This window comes from Pedobacter sp. KBW01, from assembly GCF_003852395.1.
In the GTDB taxonomy this organism is placed as follows: domain Bacteria; phylum Bacteroidota; class Bacteroidia; order Sphingobacteriales; family Sphingobacteriaceae; genus Pedobacter.
In genome coordinates this window covers 421635-442782 of the sequence record NZ_QAJQ01000007.1, presented here as the reverse complement: position 1 = coordinate 442782, position 21148 = coordinate 421635, and the positions used below count along the sequence as shown (strand labels likewise).

The window sequence follows — 21148 nt, the reverse complement described above, 5'->3', positions numbered from 1 at the left end:
TGATTCGAAACCTTTTAATCAAAAGACTTTCATTAATCACTCTATTTCTTTAAAAACTGATCAACCCAACATTGCAAAGCAGGCAGCTGGTTTATGCTGGAATAAAAAGGCAATGTAAAATTAGACAATCGTTTGCGCTGACATTTATGTTGTTTTGCTCATTTGCTTGTTCTATTTTTAAAAATACAAATCAACAAAACCAAACAGAAGCTTAACCAATGCACATCCCACTGTTTAAAAAAATATTTGCGTTATTGCTGTTAATCAGCCTGTCAGCGGGTAGTTGGGCTCAAAAAGCAACCACCTTTGCTATAGGTGCCGAATCTTTTGAGCTAAATGGCAAGCCTTATATTATCCGTTGCGGCGAAATGCATTTTGCGCGGATTCCTAAAGCCGAGTGGAAAAAACGTTTGCAAATGGCAAAAGCCATGGGGTTAAATACCGTTTGTGCTTACCTTTTTTGGAACATGCACGAAAAACAACCCGATCGGTTTACCTGGACCGGGCAAAGTGATGCTGCCGAATTTTGTAAACTGGCAAAAGAGGTAGGTTTGTACGTAATATTAAGGCCTGGGCCATATTCTTGTGCCGAATGGGAGTTCGGTGGTTTCCCCTGGTGGCTGCTTAAAGATAAAAACATCCGTTTGCGCACACAAAATCCATATTTTTTAGCCCGATCGAAAAAATATCTGCTTGAAGTAGGTAAGCAGCTCGCGCCTTTGCAAGTTAGTAAGGGCGGCAACATTATTATGGTGCAGGTAGAGAATGAGTATGGTAGCTATGGTAACGATAAGGATTATATGAACATTATTAAAGCCAATTTACAAGAAGCTGGCTTTACCGTTCCTTTGTTTCACTGCGACGGACCTACACAATTAAAGAACGACCACCCCGAAGGATTATTTGCCGTGGTAAACTTTGGCAGTGATCCGGAGGCCAATTTTAAAGCTTTAAGGGCTATACAACCAACTGGCCCATTAATGTGTGGCGAATATTATCCAGGCTGGTTTGATAGCTGGGGCAGGCCGCACCACAAGGGTAATACGCAGCGAATTGTTGATGAGCTTAAATATATGCTCGATCATAAGGCATCTTTCAGCATTTACATGGCTCACGGCGGAACCAGCTTTGGTACTTACAGTGGTGCTAATGCACCTCCATACCTGCCGCAAACCAGTAGTTACGATTACGATGCACCTATTGATGAAGCCGGCAATACAACCGAGAAATTTTATGCCATCCGTAAGTTATTTGCAAATTACCTGCAGGAGGGCGAGGTTTTACCTGATGTTCCGCCGGTAAACAAGATCCAGAAATTACAGCCCGTTCATTTCACATCGGTAGCTGTGCTTTCTAAAAACCTGCCAAAAGCTGTTTTAACCGATACAGCATTATTAATGGAAGATTTAAACCAGGATTTTGGTTGTGTATTATACGAAACTACTTTAAAAGCGGGTAAAAAAGCTAACCTGATTTTTAAAGATATACATGATTATGCCTTGGTTTACATAGATGGAAAAAAGATTGGCGAACTGGATAGAAGAAAAGGCCATTTTAACATTGAAATACCTGCAAGGCTAAGTAAAAGCATATTGAGAATATTGGTAGAGGCAACCGGTAGGGTAAACTACGGTTACCAGATGCACGATTGGAAAGGCATACATGGTGCGGTTTACCTTGGCGAAAACGGAAAACAAACTGAATTAAAAGGCTGGAAAAATTATCCGGTGAGATTGGGTGAGGTAAATATCCCGCTTCGGTACGAAAAACTTAATCGCCAGCAAGCAGCTACCGCATTTTACAAAGGCAGTTTTACGGCCGATAAACTAGAAGATACTTACCTGGACATGGGTAAATGGAATAAAGGATTAGTTTGGTTAAATGGGATGTGCCTGGGCAGATACTGGAATATCGGCCCAACGCAAACCATGCTTGTACCAGGCAGCTGGTTAAAAAAGGGTAATAACGAAGTTGTTGTTTTCGACCTGTTCGGTACCTCAACACCGAATTTAAGCTTTTTAGATAAACCTATTTTGGATGTTGTAAACGAAAAGCAACCTCAGTTGCACCGTAAGGCCGGTCAAAAATGGTTGGCAGATGCACAGCAACCATACGCCGAAGGTACTTTTGCAAACGATAACAAATGGCAGACGGTAAATTTTAAACCCGTTACCGCTCGTTATTTCTGTTTGGAAGCACTTACCGAACAAAAAGGACAAGCTTATACATCGGTAGCAGAAATTGTACTGGTTGATGATAAGGGCAATGAAATACCACGTAGCGACTGGAAAGTTGTTTATGCTGATAGTGAAGAGCTAGGTGGCGATGATGGAAATGCAGCAAATGTTTTCGATTTGCAGTTTACCAGTATCTGGCATACCCAATGGGAAAACCAGTCACCAAAACCACCGCACCAGATTGTGATAGACCTGGGCAAAAATTACAGTATTAAGGCATTGAAACTTTTACCAAGGCAGGATAATGCCAATGGCAGAATTAAAGATTACAGATTATATTTTAACCAGAAACCATTTAAAAATTTATAAGCAGGTGCAAGCGAATGAGCTACCGGAAGTTAAGCCAATGTAAACTTAAAAACGGCAAAATAACTGCAAGTAAAACGTTTGTTCAATAACAATTACTATCAATTAAACTTAAATAATAAACATAAAAAACACAAATGGAACGTAGAGATTTTATCAAAAGTGGTGCAGTCACAGCGGCGGGTTTAACCATTCTGCCAACAGGAAGCTTATTTGCATCATCAGACAGTGCCAAAGTAAGAGTAGGCTATATTGGTGTAGGTGCACGTGGTATGAGCCATATTTCTGAGGGTGCATTGAGAGACGATGTAGAAATTGTAGCTATTTGCGATACTCAGGAAAGCTCACTTAAAATTTGCCGCAATTTCATTGCTAAAAAAGGAAGACCTGCAGCTACTGAATATACTGGTGGGGTAGATGCTTATAAAAAACTTTTAGATCGTAAAGATATCGATGCCGTAATTATTTCTACACCATGGCAGTTTCACCGCGATCAGGCAGTTGATGCCATGAAAGCTGGTAAATATGTAGGTTGCGAAGTTATTGCAGGTTTAACCGTTCAAGATCACTGGGATATTGTAAATACTTCTGAGAAAACCGGAATGCCTTACATGACTTTAGAGAATGTTTGTTACCGTAGAGATGTAATGGCAGCTTTAAACATGGTACGTCAGGGTTTATTTGGTGAGTTAGTTCACTTAGAAGGCGGTTACCAGCACAACTTAAGAAACGTATTATTTAATAACGGTAAAGATTATTATGGAGGCGGTGTAGAATACGGACCAAAAGCTTTAAGTGAGGCTCAATGGCGTACGCAATTCAACATCGATCAGGATGGTGATTTGTACCCAACCCATGGTGTAGGTCCAATTATGCAATATGCCAATATCAACAGAGGTAACAGCTTTACCAATCTGGTATCGTTCAGCTCGAAAGCAAGAGGATTGGCCGCATACGTAGAGGAGCTTTCTCCAGGTCACCCAAATGCAAAAATCAATTATAAAAATGGTGATGTTACCACTACCTTAATTAATTGTGCAAACGGTGAAACTGTAATGTTAAGCCACGATACGCACTTGCCTCGTCCTTACTCTATCGGTTTCAGGGTTCAGGGTACAAACGGACTTTGGATGGATGTAAACAAATCGGTACACATCGAACATAAATCGAAAGATCATGCATGGGATAAAGCTGACGAATGGTTCGAAAAATATGATCACCCGCTTTGGAAAAAATATGAAGCAGAAGCTGTAGGCGCAGGTCACGGTGGTATGGATTGGTTCGTATTTAATGGTTTTATTCAGGCGGTAAAACAGAAAAAACAAACGCCAATTGATGTTTATGACTCGGTAACCATGAGTGTAATTACTCCACTTTCTACCAAATCGTTAAAAGAAGGAAATATGCCACAAAAATTCCCTGATTTTACCAAAGGTAAATGGAAAGACCGTAAAAATACTTTCGCTTTAGACGATAGCGGATTTTAGTCCTTTTTGTGGGTAGTACTGCAAGGTATTACCCATATACTTTTAACTAGAACTTTATTCAGGATGGGATTTAATAACCTGCCTGACACACTTATATATATTATTACCATCTTATGTTTCAAGAAGTCTTAGGTGCTTATGGACTTAACGTAGAAAAATTAAAAACAGAACCTTTTGGCTCTGGCCTGATTAACCATACCTGGAAAGTGTATGGCGAAGGTGTTGCCTATATTTTGCAAGAGGTGAATACCGAAGTTTTTAGAGAGCCCCTAAACATAGCCCGGAATATTGAGGCAATAAAAAAATATCTGGATCAAACCGCTCCTAAATATTTATTTGTTGCACCCATCACCGCAAAAAGCGGCGATGATTTTGTAGTGATCGACGATCATTTTTACCGTATTTTTCCTTTTGTAGAAAACTCTTGTTCTGTTGATTTTGTACAAGAACCGGAGCAGGCTTACCACGCCGCAAAGCAGTTTGGTAAATTTACAAGGATGCTTGGCGCCTTTAATGTAAATCAATTAAAAGCTACCATTGAGGATTTTCATAACCTACCCCTGCGTGTTGAGCAGTTTAAAGTGGCTTTAGAAAACGCAAGCGACGCCAGGATTGCAGAAGCGAAATTTCCGATTGAAGAAATTATCAGGCTTTATGAAATAGAAGAACAATATGTACACATGGTTGATAGTGGAGCGCTTAACCTCCGTGTAATACACCACGATACTAAAATAAGTAATGTATTGTTGCAGGTAGAAACAGGTGTGGGCCTTTGCGTAATCGATTTAGATACCGTAATGCCCGGCTATTTCATTAGTGATGTGGGCGATATGATGCGTACCTATCTTTCAGAAGCGAATGAAGAAGAACGCGATTTTAATAAAATAGCGATCAGGGAAGATGTTTTTGCCGCTATACACAAAGGCTATATGGAAGAAATGGATTCGGTTTTAGGCTTTGCCGAAAAACAGTTCTTTATTTACGCGGGTAAGTTTATGATTTATATGCAAGCCGTTAGATTCATTACCGACTTTTTAAATGGCGATGTTTATTATAAAACGAGTTATGCGGAACATAATCTTGTTAGGGGCTTAAACCAACTCGATTTGTTAAATAAATACATGGCTAAAGAAGCCAAATTTGAAGAAATTGTTAAGCAGATTAATGCTGATAGGGTAAACGAACCCAAGATATTAAACTAATAAGGTAAAGGTAAGATGTTCAGTTTTTTATGCTTCATCGTTTGAGCTGGACATCACTTTTTACCTTTGTTGCCTAAATTTTAGCGCAAACGTTTGTTATTTAAGGTAAACGAGTGGTTTGGGCTGCTATTTATTTGTTTTTAAGCCTGTTATTGACGTTTTTTCTGTTAAGTAAGCGTTTCGCCTTCTTCAGCGTATTGGCAACTGATGTTATTTGCCTTAAATACCCAGTATTTCATTAATGGATAGTTAAAACCATAAGATACTATACTATCTATCAATAAGCGGCCAATTTTATAATCTATATTTAAACTGCTGTGGAGCAAATAGGTTCCGGCTGATTTGAGGGAAATGCTGCCTAATACCACCATAAAAAAACGAATAAACTGACTATTGGCCGAACCATGATAACCACCGGTACTTTTAAAGGCCCAAAAACGGTTAATACAAAAATTTACTATTCCACCTATCGTACCCGAAATGATGATGGATATGGTGAAATGAATATGCAGTAATTCAGTTAACAGAATCATCAGGCCATAATCGGTAAGCCCGCCAGAGAATGCAGATACCTGCGCTTTTAAGAAAAGTTTAATCGATTCCCAGGTCATCGGCTTCCTTTATCTGCTTTATCTCTGGCATCGCCATCTTTAAGCAGTTTTAGCGTATCGGTAATATTAATAATCGAAAGCAATACACAAATGGCAATGGCAAAGTAGCCGATTGTTCCGGTAATAATAGTTTCGGCCAGTAGAATTAACGCTATAATTACCCGCAGTTCGGTTGGTCCGAGGCGCCCGGTATCAATCTGGTAAGCACCTGTAATTTTATACCTCAGCAAAGCAATAATCATCGACCAGCCATACAACACCACAAATAAAAAGGCCAGTATTTGTTGCACGTTATTGGCATAAAAATAATAACCCAGGCCAATTAAAACGATACTTAACCAGTCCATAACGATATCGAGGGTAAAACCATACCACTTTCGTGGAATGTTGCGGTAATAGGCTAATCTACCATCCAGCGAATCGCCCAGCCAGTTAATCAACAAGCCCGAAATTCCAGTCAGTAACCAACTAGTGCCGTAAAAGTGAGCCAATATAAATGCTGCGAAAACGAGTACCGAACCAAACATGCCAATACCAGTCATAAAATTAGGCGACACCCATGTTGGGAGTTTTTTAAGCAGAAAAAGGATCAGTTGTTGCTCGCCACCACGTAAAATATTAGTTCTCTCTCTATCGCCAAAAAGTTTGGGGTTGGCAACAACCACTTTTTCTCTTTTAATATTACACTCCATTTAGGCTCCAGCTACAATAAACCCGAATATGATGGCCGTTTCGGGACGATAAAATTTTAAACCAATTTTTTTGGGCGCAGCCTTAACAAAAGTACTGGCGCGCTTTAGCTTCCCTGATCTGACCAGGTAGCTGAAAAGTAAAACAAACAGCATAATTTATTTTACAATTCCGGCAAAGCGTTGATAAAATACAGTAGGGCTGTTTTCGTGCTTTGGTGCATATTTACCGGCAATAATAGGCACATAAATAACACGGCGCCTGCTTTCCTCACCTCTAATAGCCGATTCAGCTACCCGGTGCCAAAGTCTGCCATCGTGTATCGTTAAATCGCCAGCTTGCGGTAGTATCGATACCTCTTGCGCATCGGGCTTGTTATCCAAAAAGTATTTTTTGCGAAAAAGCATCTGGTATATACTTTGCTTGTGTGTACCTGGTATAATCTTTAAACCACCATTTTCAGGTTTTAAACTACTTAAGTGTATCCCTACATTTAGCATTGGATTTAGTTTGGTGCCGTAAAATATATCCCTCAAACCATCCGTATGCCAGCCCATTTTGCTAAACTTACTTTCAGGTCCGTTGATGTAATGGTTAAATACCATGCCATCTTTTTCTTCTGTTCCCAAACGTGCACCTTCGCCTGCCAGCTGAAGCAAGGCATTAAAGCGCGGATCGAGCAGCAAACCGCTTAATGTTTGGTGGTGCTGGTTAATAAAGGCAAAGCGCTGCACAATGGCCGAGCCATCAAGGTCTTTGCCGTATTTAATGGGCACCCCGTTAATTTTCTTAATATCTTGTTGCAGCCATTTTTGTTCCACCTGTTTAGAAGCTTCAACAATGGCAGAAACCGTTTCGGGTTCAATAAAATTTTTGAAATGGATAAATCCATGAGTATTAAAAAAATCGAGCTGTTGTGCTGTTAATTGTTCGGATAGGGTAAAGGTTGGATACGATGTTGCCATGTGTCAAAAAAAATTAAAGGTTTAAGAAAAAGATAAATTGGATTTAGTATTATGCGCAACAACAGCACATTCGCATGGGCGAGTGGTTCGGTACTGGAAGAAAATAAAACAAAAATGTTTTATTCGACATAATCTATAGATTTAGTAGTGTTTAATACAAACGTAATATATTTTTAACATTCCAAAGAATTTTATTTCATTTTTTTATTTTTTTTGTGCTGATTCAGAATCTAATACCGTTTGGTTGGCAGAAAAAGCCTGTTACAGTTGATGATAAAAGGCTCATCATAGGGACGATACTTACCGCTTTGAAAATGGGTTGTGGGCAATTGGCACCCGGAAATTAGGAATTGCAAACTGGTTATTGGTTCATTAATACTGCAAACCGCTAATTGAAAATTGCAAACTGTTAACTGAAAAAACTTAAATACTAGGTTTTATAAATCCCGGCGGCCATTTTCTCAATAAAAGCTTTGGGCAAAATCCTGTTGGCATAAACGCTGATGATATTGGTAAAGCCAGGAATGATTTCTGATTTTTTGGCAAACATGCCTTTGAGCGCAATTTCTGCAACTTCATCGGGTTTCATGTTAAATTTTTCGGCCATTTTGCTAAAGGCATCTAATCCGGCACGTTCGGCAAAGCCCGTATCAACAGGTCCCGGGCTTAAACAAGTAACCGAAACAGGACCAGATTTAAGTTCGAACCTTAAGGCCCTTGTAAACGATAACACAAAAGCTTTTGTTGCCGAATAAATAGCAAGGGTAGGCACAGCCTGGTATGCGGCAGTGCTGCAAACATTCAGGATATAAGCCTGTTTTTGTTTTTGCAGCATTGGAAGAAAATAATGGCAAAGTGAAGTAACCATGTTCATGTTCAACTGGCACATTTCCAATTGTTCGGTCAGGTTAAGTTCTCCGAATTTACCCCACAGGCCGTAGCCTGCATTGTTAATGAGTATCGAAATATTTATCTGTTTATTTACAACCCAATGATAGAGGTCAGGAGCAACGTTTGGTTCGGTTAAATCGATTGCTAAACTATGCACCTTTATCTCATATTTAGCTTGAATTTCCAGTTGCAAATCATCAAGTGCAGTAACAGAACGGGCAACAAGCAGGAGGTTAATTTTTCTCTTTGCCAGGGCAATGGCCATTGCTTTTCCTATTCCTTTACTTGCGCCGGTAATGAGCGCAAAAGTTGGATTTGTTTCAGACATATTGTATAACAGGTAGTTTTTTGGCTAATATCCATAATTAGTGATGAACAAAGGAAATTAAAGTATCTTTTTTATTTTATTATTTTTAACAAGTCTAAATAATGTTAGCTTTGCCGAAATTTAATTTTAATGAAACACACATACCTCAGATTACTCGCGCTAACCCTCTCTATTTTATCAGCATTACCGCTTTTTGCACAAACCGATAAGGGTGCAATCAGAGGCAAAGTAGTAGATTCGTTGGGCAACAGTATTCCATTTGCCAATATTCAGGTTAAAAAACAGAACGTTAAAACTACTTCCGATAAGATTGGGGCATTTGAATTACTGGCGGTACCTGCAGGGAATCAGCAAATCAGGGTTTCGATTACGGGTTATAACCAAATTGAACAAAGTGTATTGGTAAAAGCAAATGATACCACTACAGTTACTATTACTTTAAAGGAGCAACAATCAGATTTAAATGATGTGATTGTTTCGGCCAGCAGAAGACCTGAATCTTTATCACAAACGCCATCATCGGTAACCGTGCTTACCGCTAAAGAACTGGCTACACAATCAACCATTAGCCCTAATTTAGCCAATATACTTTCTTACAGTGTACCAGGATTAGGCTTTTCTACTAATCAAACAGGCAATTCGGGCCAAACTTTACGCGGTCGTAACGTGCTGGTTTTGATTGATGGAATTCCACAATCTACGCCACTAAGAGCAGGTGGAAGGGATATCCGCAGTATCGATCCTTCAGTTGTAGAACGTGTAGAAGTAATTAAAGGGGCAACAGCCATTTATGGTAATGGTGCCGAAGGTGGTTTAATCAATTACATTACTAAAAATGGTGATAAAGGAAAAGCTTTTGGTGGTTATACACAAGCCGGCTTAACCGGAAACCTGAAAGGCGACAGTACCATAGGTTACCGTTTTTCACAACAGTTTTATGGTAAGGTAGCTAAATTCGATTATCTGGTAAGCGGGATGTACGAAAAAACAGGTGTTTACCGCGATGCGGAAGGCTTGGTTATCTCGCCCGAATATGGTCTTGGTGAAACCAAATCTTACAATGGTTTTGTGAAATTGGGTTACAATTTCACCGCAAAGCAACGCCTGCAATTGATGTATAATTATTTCAGCTCGCGCCAGCATTCACTTTACACTACAAAAGAAGGTGTGTTTGGGCAATCTCCTGCCATTGGTGTTTACGGTACGCGTTTAGGCGTTGATGAAGGTACACGCTTTAACCACAATGCCAATTTACAATATACCAGTCAGCAGATTTTTGGTAAAACCGATTTAACAGCCAATGTATATTATCAGGATTTCTATACCATTTATTCTAACTCTGCTTCATTTTTCGGCGGAGGACAGTCGGCCATTACTTCTACTAAAAAGGGAGCAAGGGTAAATTTAAATACACCTTTCAGCATTACAGCAAATGTGCCGGTAACCTTAAACTATGGTTTAGATTTAATGAACGATAAAACGGCCCAGAGCTTAACCGACGGACGTTTATGGGTACCTAATATGAACATGGTTAACTTTGCCCCATACTTACAGGCATCAACCACACTCTTTAACGATTTAACCATCAAAGGAGGTTTAAGGGCCGAGAACATCAATATCGATGTTGATGATTTTAACACCCTGGCCACAGGTGCAAACGGAGCAGGCAGTATTGCTGTACAGGGCGGGAAGTTAAACTATAACGCATTTGTATTTAATGCAGGAGCAAGGTATTCTAAATTCAAATTTTTTAACCCTTTTATCAGCTATGCACAATCGTTTTCGGTTTTCGAACTGGGCAGGGTATTAAGAGCGGCTAAAAGCAATACTTTATCGCAGTTAGAAACAAAACCCATCATTGTAAATAATTATGAAGCTGGTTTTAGCAGTACTGTAGGTAAATTAAACTTCAGTGCAGCTTACTATTACAGCACTTCTAAACTTGGTGCCAACCTGTTAGAAGTAAACGGAACTTATATTTCGCAACGCATTCCGGAACGTGTTTACGGTTTCGAGCTACAGGCTGATTACCAGATACTACGCGATTTGAGCATTGGCGGTAACTATGCACAGGTAGAAGGAAAAGGCGATGTAGATAACGACGGTAATTTTAATGGTGATAAAGATGTGTATTTAAATACTACCCGCATCCCGCCTTCTAAAACAACGGTTTACTTAAAGTATTCGGGTGTTAAAAACCTGACTTTAGATGTAAACTGGATGCGTGTGGGGAACAGGGATCGCTTTAAAACCAATGCAGCAGGTAAATATTTAATCGGCGAGGGACCGGTAAAAGCGTTTAACTTATTTAATTTAGCAGCGGCTTATCAGGTTACCCAGCCATTAAGGTTATCGCTGGGTGTAGAAAATCTGTTAAACAAAGTATATTATCCCGCTATATCTCAGTTTTATGGCAGTAACATAAATTATGTGAGGGGAAATGGACGTCGTTTTAACCTATCGGCTGGTTATGCATTTTAATTGATGAGAAAAAAGAATTTTAAAAATACCATCAGGAACATTCACTTATTGCTTGGCCTGGCAACTGGCCTGGTGGTATTTATAATTAGTATTACCGGATCGATTTATGTATTTGAGGAAGAGATAAGAGAATTTACACAAAAAGATTTCCGCTATGTAGGGCTTCAACAGAAGCCATTTGTGGGTTTAGACCGGGTAATTACTGCTTTTGAAAAGCTCTCTCCCAAAGATCCCATTAGGCTCATCCGTATGGAAGAGGCTTTCCCGAATGCGACCGTTGAAATTACAACTAAAAAAGGAGCCGCTTATTACTTTAATCCTTACAATGCTGCGTTGGTAAAGAAAGGAAAAGAAGATTGGTTGGCTGTGGTAGAGCATATTCATACTTCACTTTTACTGGGTAAAACAGGCGAATTTATCATGCAATGGTCGGTAGTGATCTTTGTAATTATGCTCATTAGCGGTCTTGTACTTTGGTTTCCGGGGCAAATGCGTTTATTAAAGCAATCGCTTACCATTAAACGGAAAGCTTCTTTTAAGCGGTTAAATTACGATTTACATAATGTTTTGGGTTTTTATGCATCAATTGTTCTGCTGGTAACGGCGTTAAGCGGTTTGTACTTTGCTTTTAAAGGTGTTAAAAATGCTGCCAGTTTCTTTACAGGAAGCAAACTAAGCCAGGGCAAAGCGGTGGTGGGACCAAAGATTATTCCTGTCGCTCCATTAGCTATCCGTTACAATAAAATTTATACTGAAGCGAAATCGCAATACCCTGGAGTTGTATCGAGTAGTTTATCGGTACGTGGTAAAGGCGAACTGCGCCTGCGGATGATTTACCCTTATCGCTGGGCACGCAATCAGAATACCTTTTTCTATGATGAGGCTACGGGGGCGATGCTCAGGTCGAAACTTTATGCCGATTTTAATGGTGCCGATTTGATTGAAGCCACCAATTACGACTTGCATACAGGAAGACTGTTTGGTTTACCGCATAAAATTGTATCGTTTTTGGCCAGTTTAATTGCAGCAAGTTTACCGGTTACGGGTTTGATTATCTGGTGGAAGAAAAGGAAGAAAAAACCTAAACAAGTAATGCGTGTTGCTTAGGCTTGAATCTGTATAGGGTATCGTCATCCTGAACTTGTTTCAAGATCTATCAATTTTTTTAACCGCAGAGTACACAGAGAAAAAGCGCAAAGGGCACAGAGCAGGGTGCATGTTGTTTCTCGCAGAAACGATTTGCTCGAATTATCTTCGGACTTTGGACACCGGACCTCCGACTATTTTAACCGCAGAGCACATAGATGAATGCGCAAAGGGCACAGAGCAGGGGGCAGGTTGTTTCCCGCAGATTACGCAGATTACCGCTGAAAGGATTTGTTGGAATTATCTTCGGACCCCGGACTTCCGACTTTTAACCGCAGAGCACACAGAGGAATGTGCAAAGGGCACAGAGCGGGGCGCAGGGTTTTTCCTGCAGAAAGGATTTGTTCGTATTATCTTCGGACCTCCGACCCCGGACTTCTGATTTTTAAATCATCTTCAGACTTCTGACTAACCAGTCTTATTTTTTGTATGATAATCAAGACTTGGCAAACAAAAAGCGTTTCAATATTGTAATAATAATTCCTCTAACACGGGAGTAATTGGAAAGGGATAGCTATGGATGTAGTTATCCTTTTCTTGTTTAATGAACGTAATGGGGGGTAATTTGTTTAGTTCATTTTGTTCAGTATTAGCTTTTCATAGTTGTGCAGGTTGTGTGTTTTTACACAACTATTTGGTGTGCATGCTGTTGTTTAGGTATGGATGATCGGTTGAATTTTATTTTAGGTGTTGTATTTTTATTGGCAGGAGTGATTGTTTTCTATTTCGTTTTTAAACCAGACAGGGAAAAAAAGCGTTAGTATTATTGTTCCATTTTATTTTTTATTACCCTTGTAAAAAATAAAATGGACAAACCACTCATACATATCACCTATTGCCCTAAATGTGGCTGGATGTTACGTTCAGCTTATATGGCACAAGAAATTTTAACCACTTTTGTCAATGAAGTAAAAGGAGTAGCGCTTTTACCTAGCGAAACATCTGGTGTTTTCACTGTATACGTTGGCGAAAAGCTAATTTTTGACAGGAAGCAGATGCAACGTTTCCCTGAAATTAAGGAGTTGAAACAACTTATCCGCGATGAGGTAAATCCTGCAATGAGTTTGGGGCATTCGGATGTTAAGTAGTTATCTGTCTGCCAAAACACAGCTAAGCTTATTCAGTTTTTCTGCTCAAATTACTAAAATAATTGTGGAAATAATTATCCCTAAAAGCTAGAATAAAATATTTTTATCATTAAAGTATAGTAATTCTATAGATTTTGTATATATTTGAATTATCAATGTTATTTTAATACATCAGGCAATAGAAAGTCATGTGGCCGAGTGGTTAGGCAGAGGTCTGCAAAACCTTTTACAGCGGTTCGAACCCGTTCATGACGTCAGGTTTTAAACTTATAAAAGCTCAATGCGTAATTGGGCTTTTTGTTTTTTAGCGTTTCAGTAACAAGAGTTTTATGATTTGCTAAAAAATAAATCCTCAAATTTAAGTTTAAAACAATTGCCTAAGCCAGAAAATATGCTTTTGTTGCGACACCTAACCTTTGATTATGAATAAGTTGATCTCCGTTTTTAGCTGCCTGGCCTTCTTGCTCTTTTTTAGTGGAACAAACCCACAGTTTCCTGCACCAGTAAAGGCACCGAATATTTTGCTAATTATGGCCGATGATATGGGCTTTGCAGATATTGGATGTTATGGCAGTGAGGTGGCTACACCCAATTTAGACCGGCTGGCGGCAAATGGTATCCGTTTCAGACAATTTTACAACAATGCCCGGTGTTGTCCTACGCGGGCATCTTTGCTTACGGGGCTGTACCCGCATCAGGCAGGCATCGGACACATGTCTAACGATCCGGAAGATAGTACCAGCTTCAATTATAACCTGCCGGGCTATCAGGGCAGTTTAAATAATAAATGCGTAACCATTGCAGAGGTGCTAAAAACAAAAGGTTATCAAACTTTAATGAGTGGTAAATGGCATGTTGGTTATCATGGTGAACAGAAATGGCCCATGCAAAGAGGATTTGATAAATATTATGGCTTATTAGCTGGCGCAACCAATTATTTTAATCCTTCTGGCGGGCGCGGATTAATGTTGATGAACGAAAAAATACAACCCGAAGGGGAGCATTTTTACCTTACCGATGCCATTACCGATTATGCAGTTAAATTTTTGGATGAAAATAAAAAAGAAAGTAAAGCGTCTTTCTTTATGTACCTGGCTTACACCAGTCCGCACTGGCCTTTAAATGCTTTGGCTGCCGATGTTAAAAAATACCGTGGCCAATATAAAAAAGGCTGGAAGGTACTTCGCCAGGCCCGTTATGAAAGGATGAAAGCTTTGGGGGTAATTGATCAGAACGCGCTGCTTAGCGCGGCCGACGGTGCAGATTGGGATAAGCTTTCGCCAGCCAAACAAGATGAAATGGATTACCGTATGGCACTTTATGCTGCTCAAATCGATCGCATGGACCAAAACATTGGCCGTGTAATTAAACAGTTAAAAGCCTCGGGCGAACTGGATAATACGTTCATCTTTTTCCTGTCTGATAATGGGGCATGCGCAGAAGGAGGCTTGCTTGGTGGCGGTTTGCCCCAAAACCTGGGCACAAAATTGGGTTATTTGCTCAGTTATGGTCAATCGTGGGCTAATGTTTCAAATACACCCTTTAAAAAATTTAAGCACTGGATTAACGAAGGTGGAATAAGCACGCCGCTGATTATACATTGGCCTAAGGCTATACCTCAGGCGCGTTTGGGAAAATTTACCAATCAGTACGGTTTTTTGCCTGATATTATGGCCACCATCGTTGACGTAAGCAAAGCAAAGTATCCTGCCAACTATAAAGGTAATACTATTATCCCCTTACAGGGAAAGAGTTTGTTGCCATTGATTTATGGAAAAGAAGCTCCCATTCATACAGAACCTATTTTTTGGGAACACGAAGGTAATGCAGCTGTTAGGCTGGGTAACCTAAAGCTGGTAAGTGAGTACCGCACGGGGCTGCCAACCCAATGGGAGTTGTACGATATCAGTAAAGATCGTTCTGAGTTGAACAATCTGGCAGCTACCATGCCTCAAAAAGTTACCGAATTAACCACGGCTTATCAAAACTGGGCCCGGTATGCCGGGGTTGTACCTTACACCGAAATCATTAAAATAAGGGAGGGAAATAAGAACACTCCGAAGGCTGGAATTTAACCCTAAAACCTATTTGTAAGTAGTACTTGTATGGATTAACATACAGCCTAAAACAAGGGCAGACAGTGGGCTTTTTAGGAAAATATGTATATTCGTTTCCTGCCAAGTATATCCAGGTACTGATTTTTCTATGTTCCCTATCCATAAAACTACTATATGCTCCATATTTTACTTATGGCTAAGTATCAGTGTTTGCTTTTCACAAACGCCTGCCTTTACCATAAAATATTTGGGGGTAGAAAACGGATTGTCGAACAACGTAGTAAACTCCTTATATCTTGATGGTTTTGGTTTTATGTGGATGGGCACCTATGATGGCCTGAACCGTTATGATGGTTACCATTTTAAGGTATTCAGAAATGGCTGGGGCGATGAAAACTCGTTAGTTAATAATCACATTACCGTACTTAACGGCGACCAGAAAAACCGCGTTTGGGTAGGCACGCAAAAAGGTATTTCGTATTACGATTACGCCGATTCAAAATTTCATCAGCTATTTTATCAGGAGCGGGGCAAAAGAAATGAAGTAGGCTACTCTATTAATGCCATTGCGGTAAGTAAGGCCACCTCTGTTTATGTGGCTACTGATGAAAAAGGACTTTTTTTACTTAAAAAGGATAGCCCTCTGGCCGAACAAATCCCCTTTGGTAAGAGCTTGAACTATACCGTAAAAGCTTTATATGTTGATGATAAAGAAACCCTGTGGCTTTTTATTAAAGATGTTGGTTTATGCCGGTACAATGCCGGGAGAAATACCATCCGCTTAGTTACCCCTGTATTACGCTCAGTAACCAGCATTACCGCGGGCACTAACCAAACTTTGTGGGTTGGAACAGAACGAGGACTTTTTCAATTTAATCCTATCAGCAATAGTTTAACACGGTTTAGCCAGCATTTGCCCAACGAGAATATTATGGGATTGGTGTTAGATAAACAGCAGAAGCTCTGGATATCGACAGATGGGGGAGGAATAGCGATTTACGATACACGGAGCCAGAAAATAAGCTACCTGGCAGCCGGAAAAGAAAAAGATGTATTGAGCAGTAATTCGGTTGCACAGGTTTACGAAGACCACGAATCGAGAAAATGGATAGCTACACTGCGTGGCGGGGTGAATATTATCGACCAGGAAAACGAACAGTTTAAAACCATAAAACACGATCCCTTAAAAAGCAATTCGCTCATTAACAATTTTGTACTTTCTTTCAGTGAAGATGAAAATAAGAACATTTGGATTGGTACCGATGGGGGCGGTTTAAGCGTTTGGAACCAAAAACAGAATACCTTTACCAATTATGCTAAAACAGCCGATCCGGGATCGTTAACCAGTAATTTTGTAACCAGTGTTTTAAACGATGCCAGTCACAATACCTGGGTAGCCACTTTTAGCGGCGGAATTGATCGCTATGACCGAGCAAAAGGGAAATTTATTCATTACAACTGTTACAACACCGTTAAGGGTGTAGATGAGGTTAACCTTTGGAAATTGTACCAGGATAAACAGCAAAATCTGTGGGCTGGTACTACCAAGGGCGGGGCATTGTATCGTTACAATAAAGCGCTCGATAAATTCGACCTTTTCGATAACCGTCTTAAGGACATTCATACGCTTTTTCAGGATTCGAAGGGAAGGCTCTGGGGTGGCAACTATGCCGAGCTGATTAAGATCGATCCGGTAAATAAAAAACACGAGTACTTTAAGGTTAATTTCGCTATAAGGGCCATTCACGAAGATGTCAGTCACCGGTTATGGGTTGGTACCGAGGGAGGTGGATTACTGCTTTTCGATCCTGAGAGCAAAAAAATAAAGCGCTATATCCAAAGCGATGGTCTTCCCGGTAATTCGGTCTTAAATATCCTGGAAGATAAGCAAGGCAATTTATGGTGCAGCACCTACAATGGTTTATCCAAATTTGATGTTAAAAACAACAGCTTTAAAAACTATTATGCCACCGATGGGCTGCAAAGCAATCAATTTAATTATAATGCAGCCCTAAAATTATCTAATGGAAACCTTTTGTTTGGTGGTATTGGCGGTTTTAACCTGTTTTCGCCCGATAGCATTAAAAAGAACAAGCGGATTCCGAAAATTGTGCTTACCGATTTCAGAATCAATAATGTGCCGCTCGATCAGGATTCCAATTACAGGGATGTTTCGGTCGTTAATCTCGAACGTATTTCCATTCCTTTCAATTCTGCAGTAATTTCGGTTGATTATGCTGCCGTGGAGTTTTCTTTTCAGGATCAAATTTCGTACGCCTATTATCTGGAGGGCTGGGATAGAGACTGGAATTATGTAAATAAATTAAGTACGGCCTATTATTCGAGGTTAAACGAAGGCAAATACAAGTTGCACATTAAAAGTACCGATACCGAAGGCGCCTGGAGCAACAACGAAAAAATTGTAATCATTACCATTTTGCCGCCATGGTACCGTACCTGGTGGGCTTATACCATTTATTTAATTATTGGTTCGTCCTTATTTTATCTGTTCCAAACTTACCGTAACCGCCAAAGAAGGCTAAAACATGAGGTCGAAATTACCAATCTGAAAATGGAACGTGAAAAAGACCTGAACGAAAAGAAGCTTAACTTCTTTACCAATATTTCGCACGAGCTAAGAACACCTTTAACCTTGATTGTTAACCCAATTAAAGATATTCTGTACAAAAAAGAAGCCGGTCAGGAAAAGAACGACCTCAATGTAGTTTACCGTAATTCGAGGCGTTTGTTGAGTTTGGTAGACCAGTTATTGCTTTTCAGGAAAACAGAGAGTGAAAATGATATCCTTAAAATCGTCAGGATTAACCTGTTTAAGTTTACTAACGAAATTTTTCTTTGCTTTAATTACCTGGCCAAGAACAACCACATCAATTATATTTTTGAGTGCGAAGAAGAAGAGCAGGATATTTACGCAGATAAGGATAAACTCGAAATCGTTTTGTTTAACCTGCTTTCTAATGCGCTAAAATTTACACCTAAAGGCGGTTATGTGAAATTTAGCGTTAAAACTGACGGTACACGCGTGCAAATCGAGGTGCGCGATAGTGGTCCGGGTATTCCTGCTGATGTGGGCGAAAAGCTTTTTGATAAGTTTTATAAGGTAATGAACAACGAATCATTAAAAATGGGCTTTGGTATCGGACTTTATTTGGCTAAAAACTTTGTAGAGCTGCACAAAGGTAAAATCTCTTTCAGTGCAAATCCGGGCATGGGTACTACCTTCTTGGTCGATATTCCGGTAGGCGAACCACATTTGCCGCAACACAGTGGTACTTTACAAAATGAGCTTACCTACGTTAACGAACTGATTGCACAGGAGGAAGAAATAGAAAATAACGAAGCCGAAAATGTGGGTAACCTCGAATTATTGATTTCCGACCTACATTCTATCCTCATAATAGACGATAACCCTGAGATTATAGATTATATCAAACATATTTTTCAGGATAGCTTTAAAGTGTATAAGGCCGAAAATGGCACCGATGGATTGCGTTTATGTAAAGAATACCTGCCTGATATTGTGATTTCGGACGTAAACATGGATGGACTTAATGGTATTGAGCTTTGCAGGGCCATAAAAGATGATTCGGCATTGAGCCACATCCCGGTAATCTTGTTAACTGGCGATCCAAGCCCTGAAATTAAGCTAAAGGGTATAGAAGTTGGAGCTTACGATTTTATCAGTAAACCTTTCGATAAGGAGCTGTTTACGGCAAAAATTAACGGTATTATTAAGAACCACACCAATTTGCAATCCTATTTTTATAATGAGATCACCCTGAAATCTGATACCCACAAAGTATCGCAGGAGGATAAAGGCTTTTTACAGAAATGCATTACCATTATAGAAGAAAATTTAATGGAAGATAGTTTCAATGTAAAAACGCTGGCTTCTGATTTGGGGATGAGCCATTCTAACCTCTACAAAAAGATTAAAACTACTTCGGGGCAAAGTATTAACGGTTTTATCCGCTTTATCCGTTTACGCAAGGCAGCCGAGTTGCTTATTAATACCAATTTGAATATAAACGAAGCCGCATTCAGAGTGGGTATAAACGATAGCAAATACTTTAGAGAACAGTTTCAAAAGCTCTTTAAATTAACCCCTTCGGAGTTTATTAAAAAGCACCGCAAAAGTTTTCACAAATATTATAATATCAATGCTACCACATAAAAGTTACGCTAAATTGGGGTTTAAAGGGTGTTTTTCTTAAAACGCCCCCTTCAAAGTATGATTTAGCCCCCTGTTTATGGCGTAAAAAAAGCGGTACTTCGGCATTACCAAATAAAACTGAGCAGCCTAAATCTTTATATGTACCAAGCGCCTTTTAAAAGTATATTTTTTACCTGTTTATGCTTCATTGCAAGTTTTACGTGTTTTGCACAAGAAACGCAGTTGAGTACCATTGCCGCTAATGGCTGGGCCAATAATTCAGTGAATACGGTTATTTTTCGCAAAAACGCACTTGTTACTTTTAAAAATACGCAGTATGCAGCCTATTACGATCAGGAACAATATGTAGTACTTGCCAGCCGCAAATCAGGTACCCAAAAATGGGAAGTACAGAGAACTGCTTATAAAGGAGATGCTACCGATGCCCATAAATCCATTAGTATTATGGTTGATGGTGATGGTTTCCTGCACCTGGCCTGGGGGCAGCACAACAACAATTTAAACTATGCCAAATCTGTAGCAGCAGGTTCGTTAACCATGGGTGATAAAACGCCTATGGTTTCGGCAAAAGAGAATAAGGTGAGTTATCCTGAATTTTATAAACTTGCCAATGGCGATCTGTTGTTTTTTTACCGCGATGGGGGCTCGGGCAATGGAAACCTTATGATTAACCGTTATAGTTTAAAAACTCAAAAATGGACACGTGTACAAGATGGGATGATTGATGGTGAAGGGCAGCGTAATGCTTACTGGCAGGTTGCGGTAGATCAGGCTGGTACCATTCATTTATCGTGGGTATGGCGCGAAAGTTCGGATGTGGCCAGTAACCACGATTTAGCTTACGCCAAATCCACGGATGGCGGCCTTACCTGGTTCAAATCTACCCATGAAAAATATACCCTCCCCATTACAGCCGCCAATGCAGAATATGCACTTAAGATTCCGCAGAAAAGCGAGCTGATCAACCAGACCTCGATGTTTGCCGATGCACAGGGAAAAGTATTTATTGCCGGTTACTGGCGCGAAGCTAATGAAAGTATCCCACAATATCACCTCGTTTTTAAAACGGCAGGAAACTGGAAAGTAAGTAACCTTAATTTTAGGAAAACGCCCTTTAGTTTAAGTGGGGGCGGAACCAAAAAGATTCCCATTTCGCGGCCACAAATTATAGTTTGGCCCAACGGTAAAAATTATGCAGCAGGTTTACTGTTTAGAGATGTCGAACGCGGAAATAAAGCTTCAATTGCTTTAAGCAACAATTTAGGTGAAGCCAACTGGACAATTAAAGACCTCACCGAAACCAGTGTGGGCGATTGGGAACCCACTTACGATACGGAACTTTGGAAAAGCAAAGGCACTTTGAGCTTGTTTTTACAAAATGTAACACAGGTTGATGGCGAGGGTAGGGCCAATCAGGCACCAACCGCCGTCCAGGTATTAGATTGGAAACCCAAAAACAAATAG

Annotated in this window: 13 protein-coding genes and 1 tRNA gene; 10 read left to right on the top strand and 4 right to left on the bottom strand. The window is 39.9% G+C overall.

The window, feature by feature from the left end; genetic code table 11:
- Positions 1–218: 218 nt before the first annotated feature.
- From DBR40_RS08450 to DBR40_RS08440, 3 genes are all read left to right on the top strand, one after another.
- The gene (locus tag DBR40_RS08450; RefSeq protein WP_124559300.1) at positions 219–2546 is read left to right on the top strand and encodes a beta-galactosidase; all 2328 of its coding nucleotides are present in this window, start codon (positions 219–221) and stop codon (positions 2544–2546) included.
- A gap of 134 nt (positions 2547–2680) precedes the next feature.
- The gene (locus tag DBR40_RS08445) at positions 2681–4030 is read left to right on the top strand and encodes a Gfo/Idh/MocA family protein (protein ID WP_124559299.1); all 1350 of its coding nucleotides are present in this window, start codon (positions 2681–2683) and stop codon (positions 4028–4030) included.
- 113 nt (positions 4031–4143) lie between these two features.
- Positions 4144–5232, top strand: a complete 1089-nt coding sequence (locus DBR40_RS08440) for a phosphotransferase enzyme family protein (protein ID WP_124559298.1) — start codon at positions 4144–4146, stop codon at positions 5230–5232.
- Between the two features lie 167 nt (positions 5233–5399).
- Here DBR40_RS08440 and DBR40_RS08435 read toward each other — a convergent pair whose 3' ends face one another.
- The 4 genes from DBR40_RS08435 to DBR40_RS08420 all read right to left on the bottom strand — a co-directional run bounded on the left by DBR40_RS08435 (position 5400) and on the right by DBR40_RS08420 (position 8717).
- Positions 5400–5843, bottom strand: coding sequence for a GtrA family protein (locus tag DBR40_RS08435; protein WP_124559297.1), 444 nt, complete (start codon positions 5841–5843; stop codon positions 5400–5402).
- Positions 5840–6535, bottom strand: coding sequence for a CDP-alcohol phosphatidyltransferase family protein (locus DBR40_RS08430; protein ID WP_124559296.1), 696 nt, complete (start codon positions 6533–6535; stop codon positions 5840–5842). The genes DBR40_RS08435 and DBR40_RS08430 overlap by 4 nt, the downstream gene beginning before the upstream one ends.
- Before the next feature lie 156 nt (positions 6536–6691).
- Positions 6692–7498 (bottom strand): phytanoyl-CoA dioxygenase family protein, encoded by an 807-nt coding sequence (locus tag DBR40_RS08425; protein ID WP_124559295.1) that lies wholly within the window; start codon positions 7496–7498, stop codon positions 6692–6694.
- Between the two features lie 430 nt (positions 7499–7928).
- Positions 7929–8717, bottom strand: a complete 789-nt coding sequence (locus DBR40_RS08420) for an SDR family NAD(P)-dependent oxidoreductase (protein WP_124559294.1) — start codon at positions 8715–8717, stop codon at positions 7929–7931.
- Between the two features lie 129 nt (positions 8718–8846).
- On the opposite strand from DBR40_RS08420, the gene DBR40_RS08415 reads away from it, so the two are divergent.
- The 7 genes from DBR40_RS08415 to DBR40_RS08385 all read left to right on the top strand — a co-directional run bounded on the left by DBR40_RS08415 (position 8847) and on the right by DBR40_RS08385 (position 21148).
- Positions 8847–11198 (top strand): TonB-dependent receptor, encoded by a 2352-nt coding sequence (locus tag DBR40_RS08415; RefSeq protein WP_124559293.1) that lies wholly within the window; start codon positions 8847–8849, stop codon positions 11196–11198.
- A 3-nt stretch (positions 11199–11201) separates the two neighbouring features.
- Positions 11202–12305, top strand: a complete 1104-nt coding sequence (locus tag DBR40_RS08410; protein ID WP_124559292.1) for a PepSY-associated TM helix domain-containing protein — start codon at positions 11202–11204, stop codon at positions 12303–12305.
- Between the two features lie 845 nt (positions 12306–13150).
- On the top strand, positions 13151–13432 hold the full coding sequence (locus tag DBR40_RS08405; RefSeq protein ID WP_124559291.1) for a SelT/SelW/SelH family protein: 282 nt from the start codon (positions 13151–13153) through the stop codon (positions 13430–13432).
- Positions 13433–13616: 184 nt separating this feature from the next.
- Positions 13617–13687: transfer RNA gene (locus DBR40_RS08400), tRNA-Cys, on the top strand.
- Between the two features lie 167 nt (positions 13688–13854).
- On the top strand, positions 13855–15507 hold the full coding sequence (locus tag DBR40_RS08395; protein WP_124559290.1) for an arylsulfatase: 1653 nt from the start codon (positions 13855–13857) through the stop codon (positions 15505–15507).
- A 229-nt stretch (positions 15508–15736) separates the two neighbouring features.
- Positions 15737–19684, top strand: coding sequence for a two-component regulator propeller domain-containing protein (locus tag DBR40_RS08390; RefSeq protein ID WP_158674012.1), 3948 nt, complete (start codon positions 15737–15739; stop codon positions 19682–19684).
- Between the two features lie 222 nt (positions 19685–19906).
- Entirely contained in the window at positions 19907–21148 is a 1242-nt protein-coding gene (locus DBR40_RS08385; RefSeq protein ID WP_233603835.1) for a BNR repeat-containing protein, read from the top strand.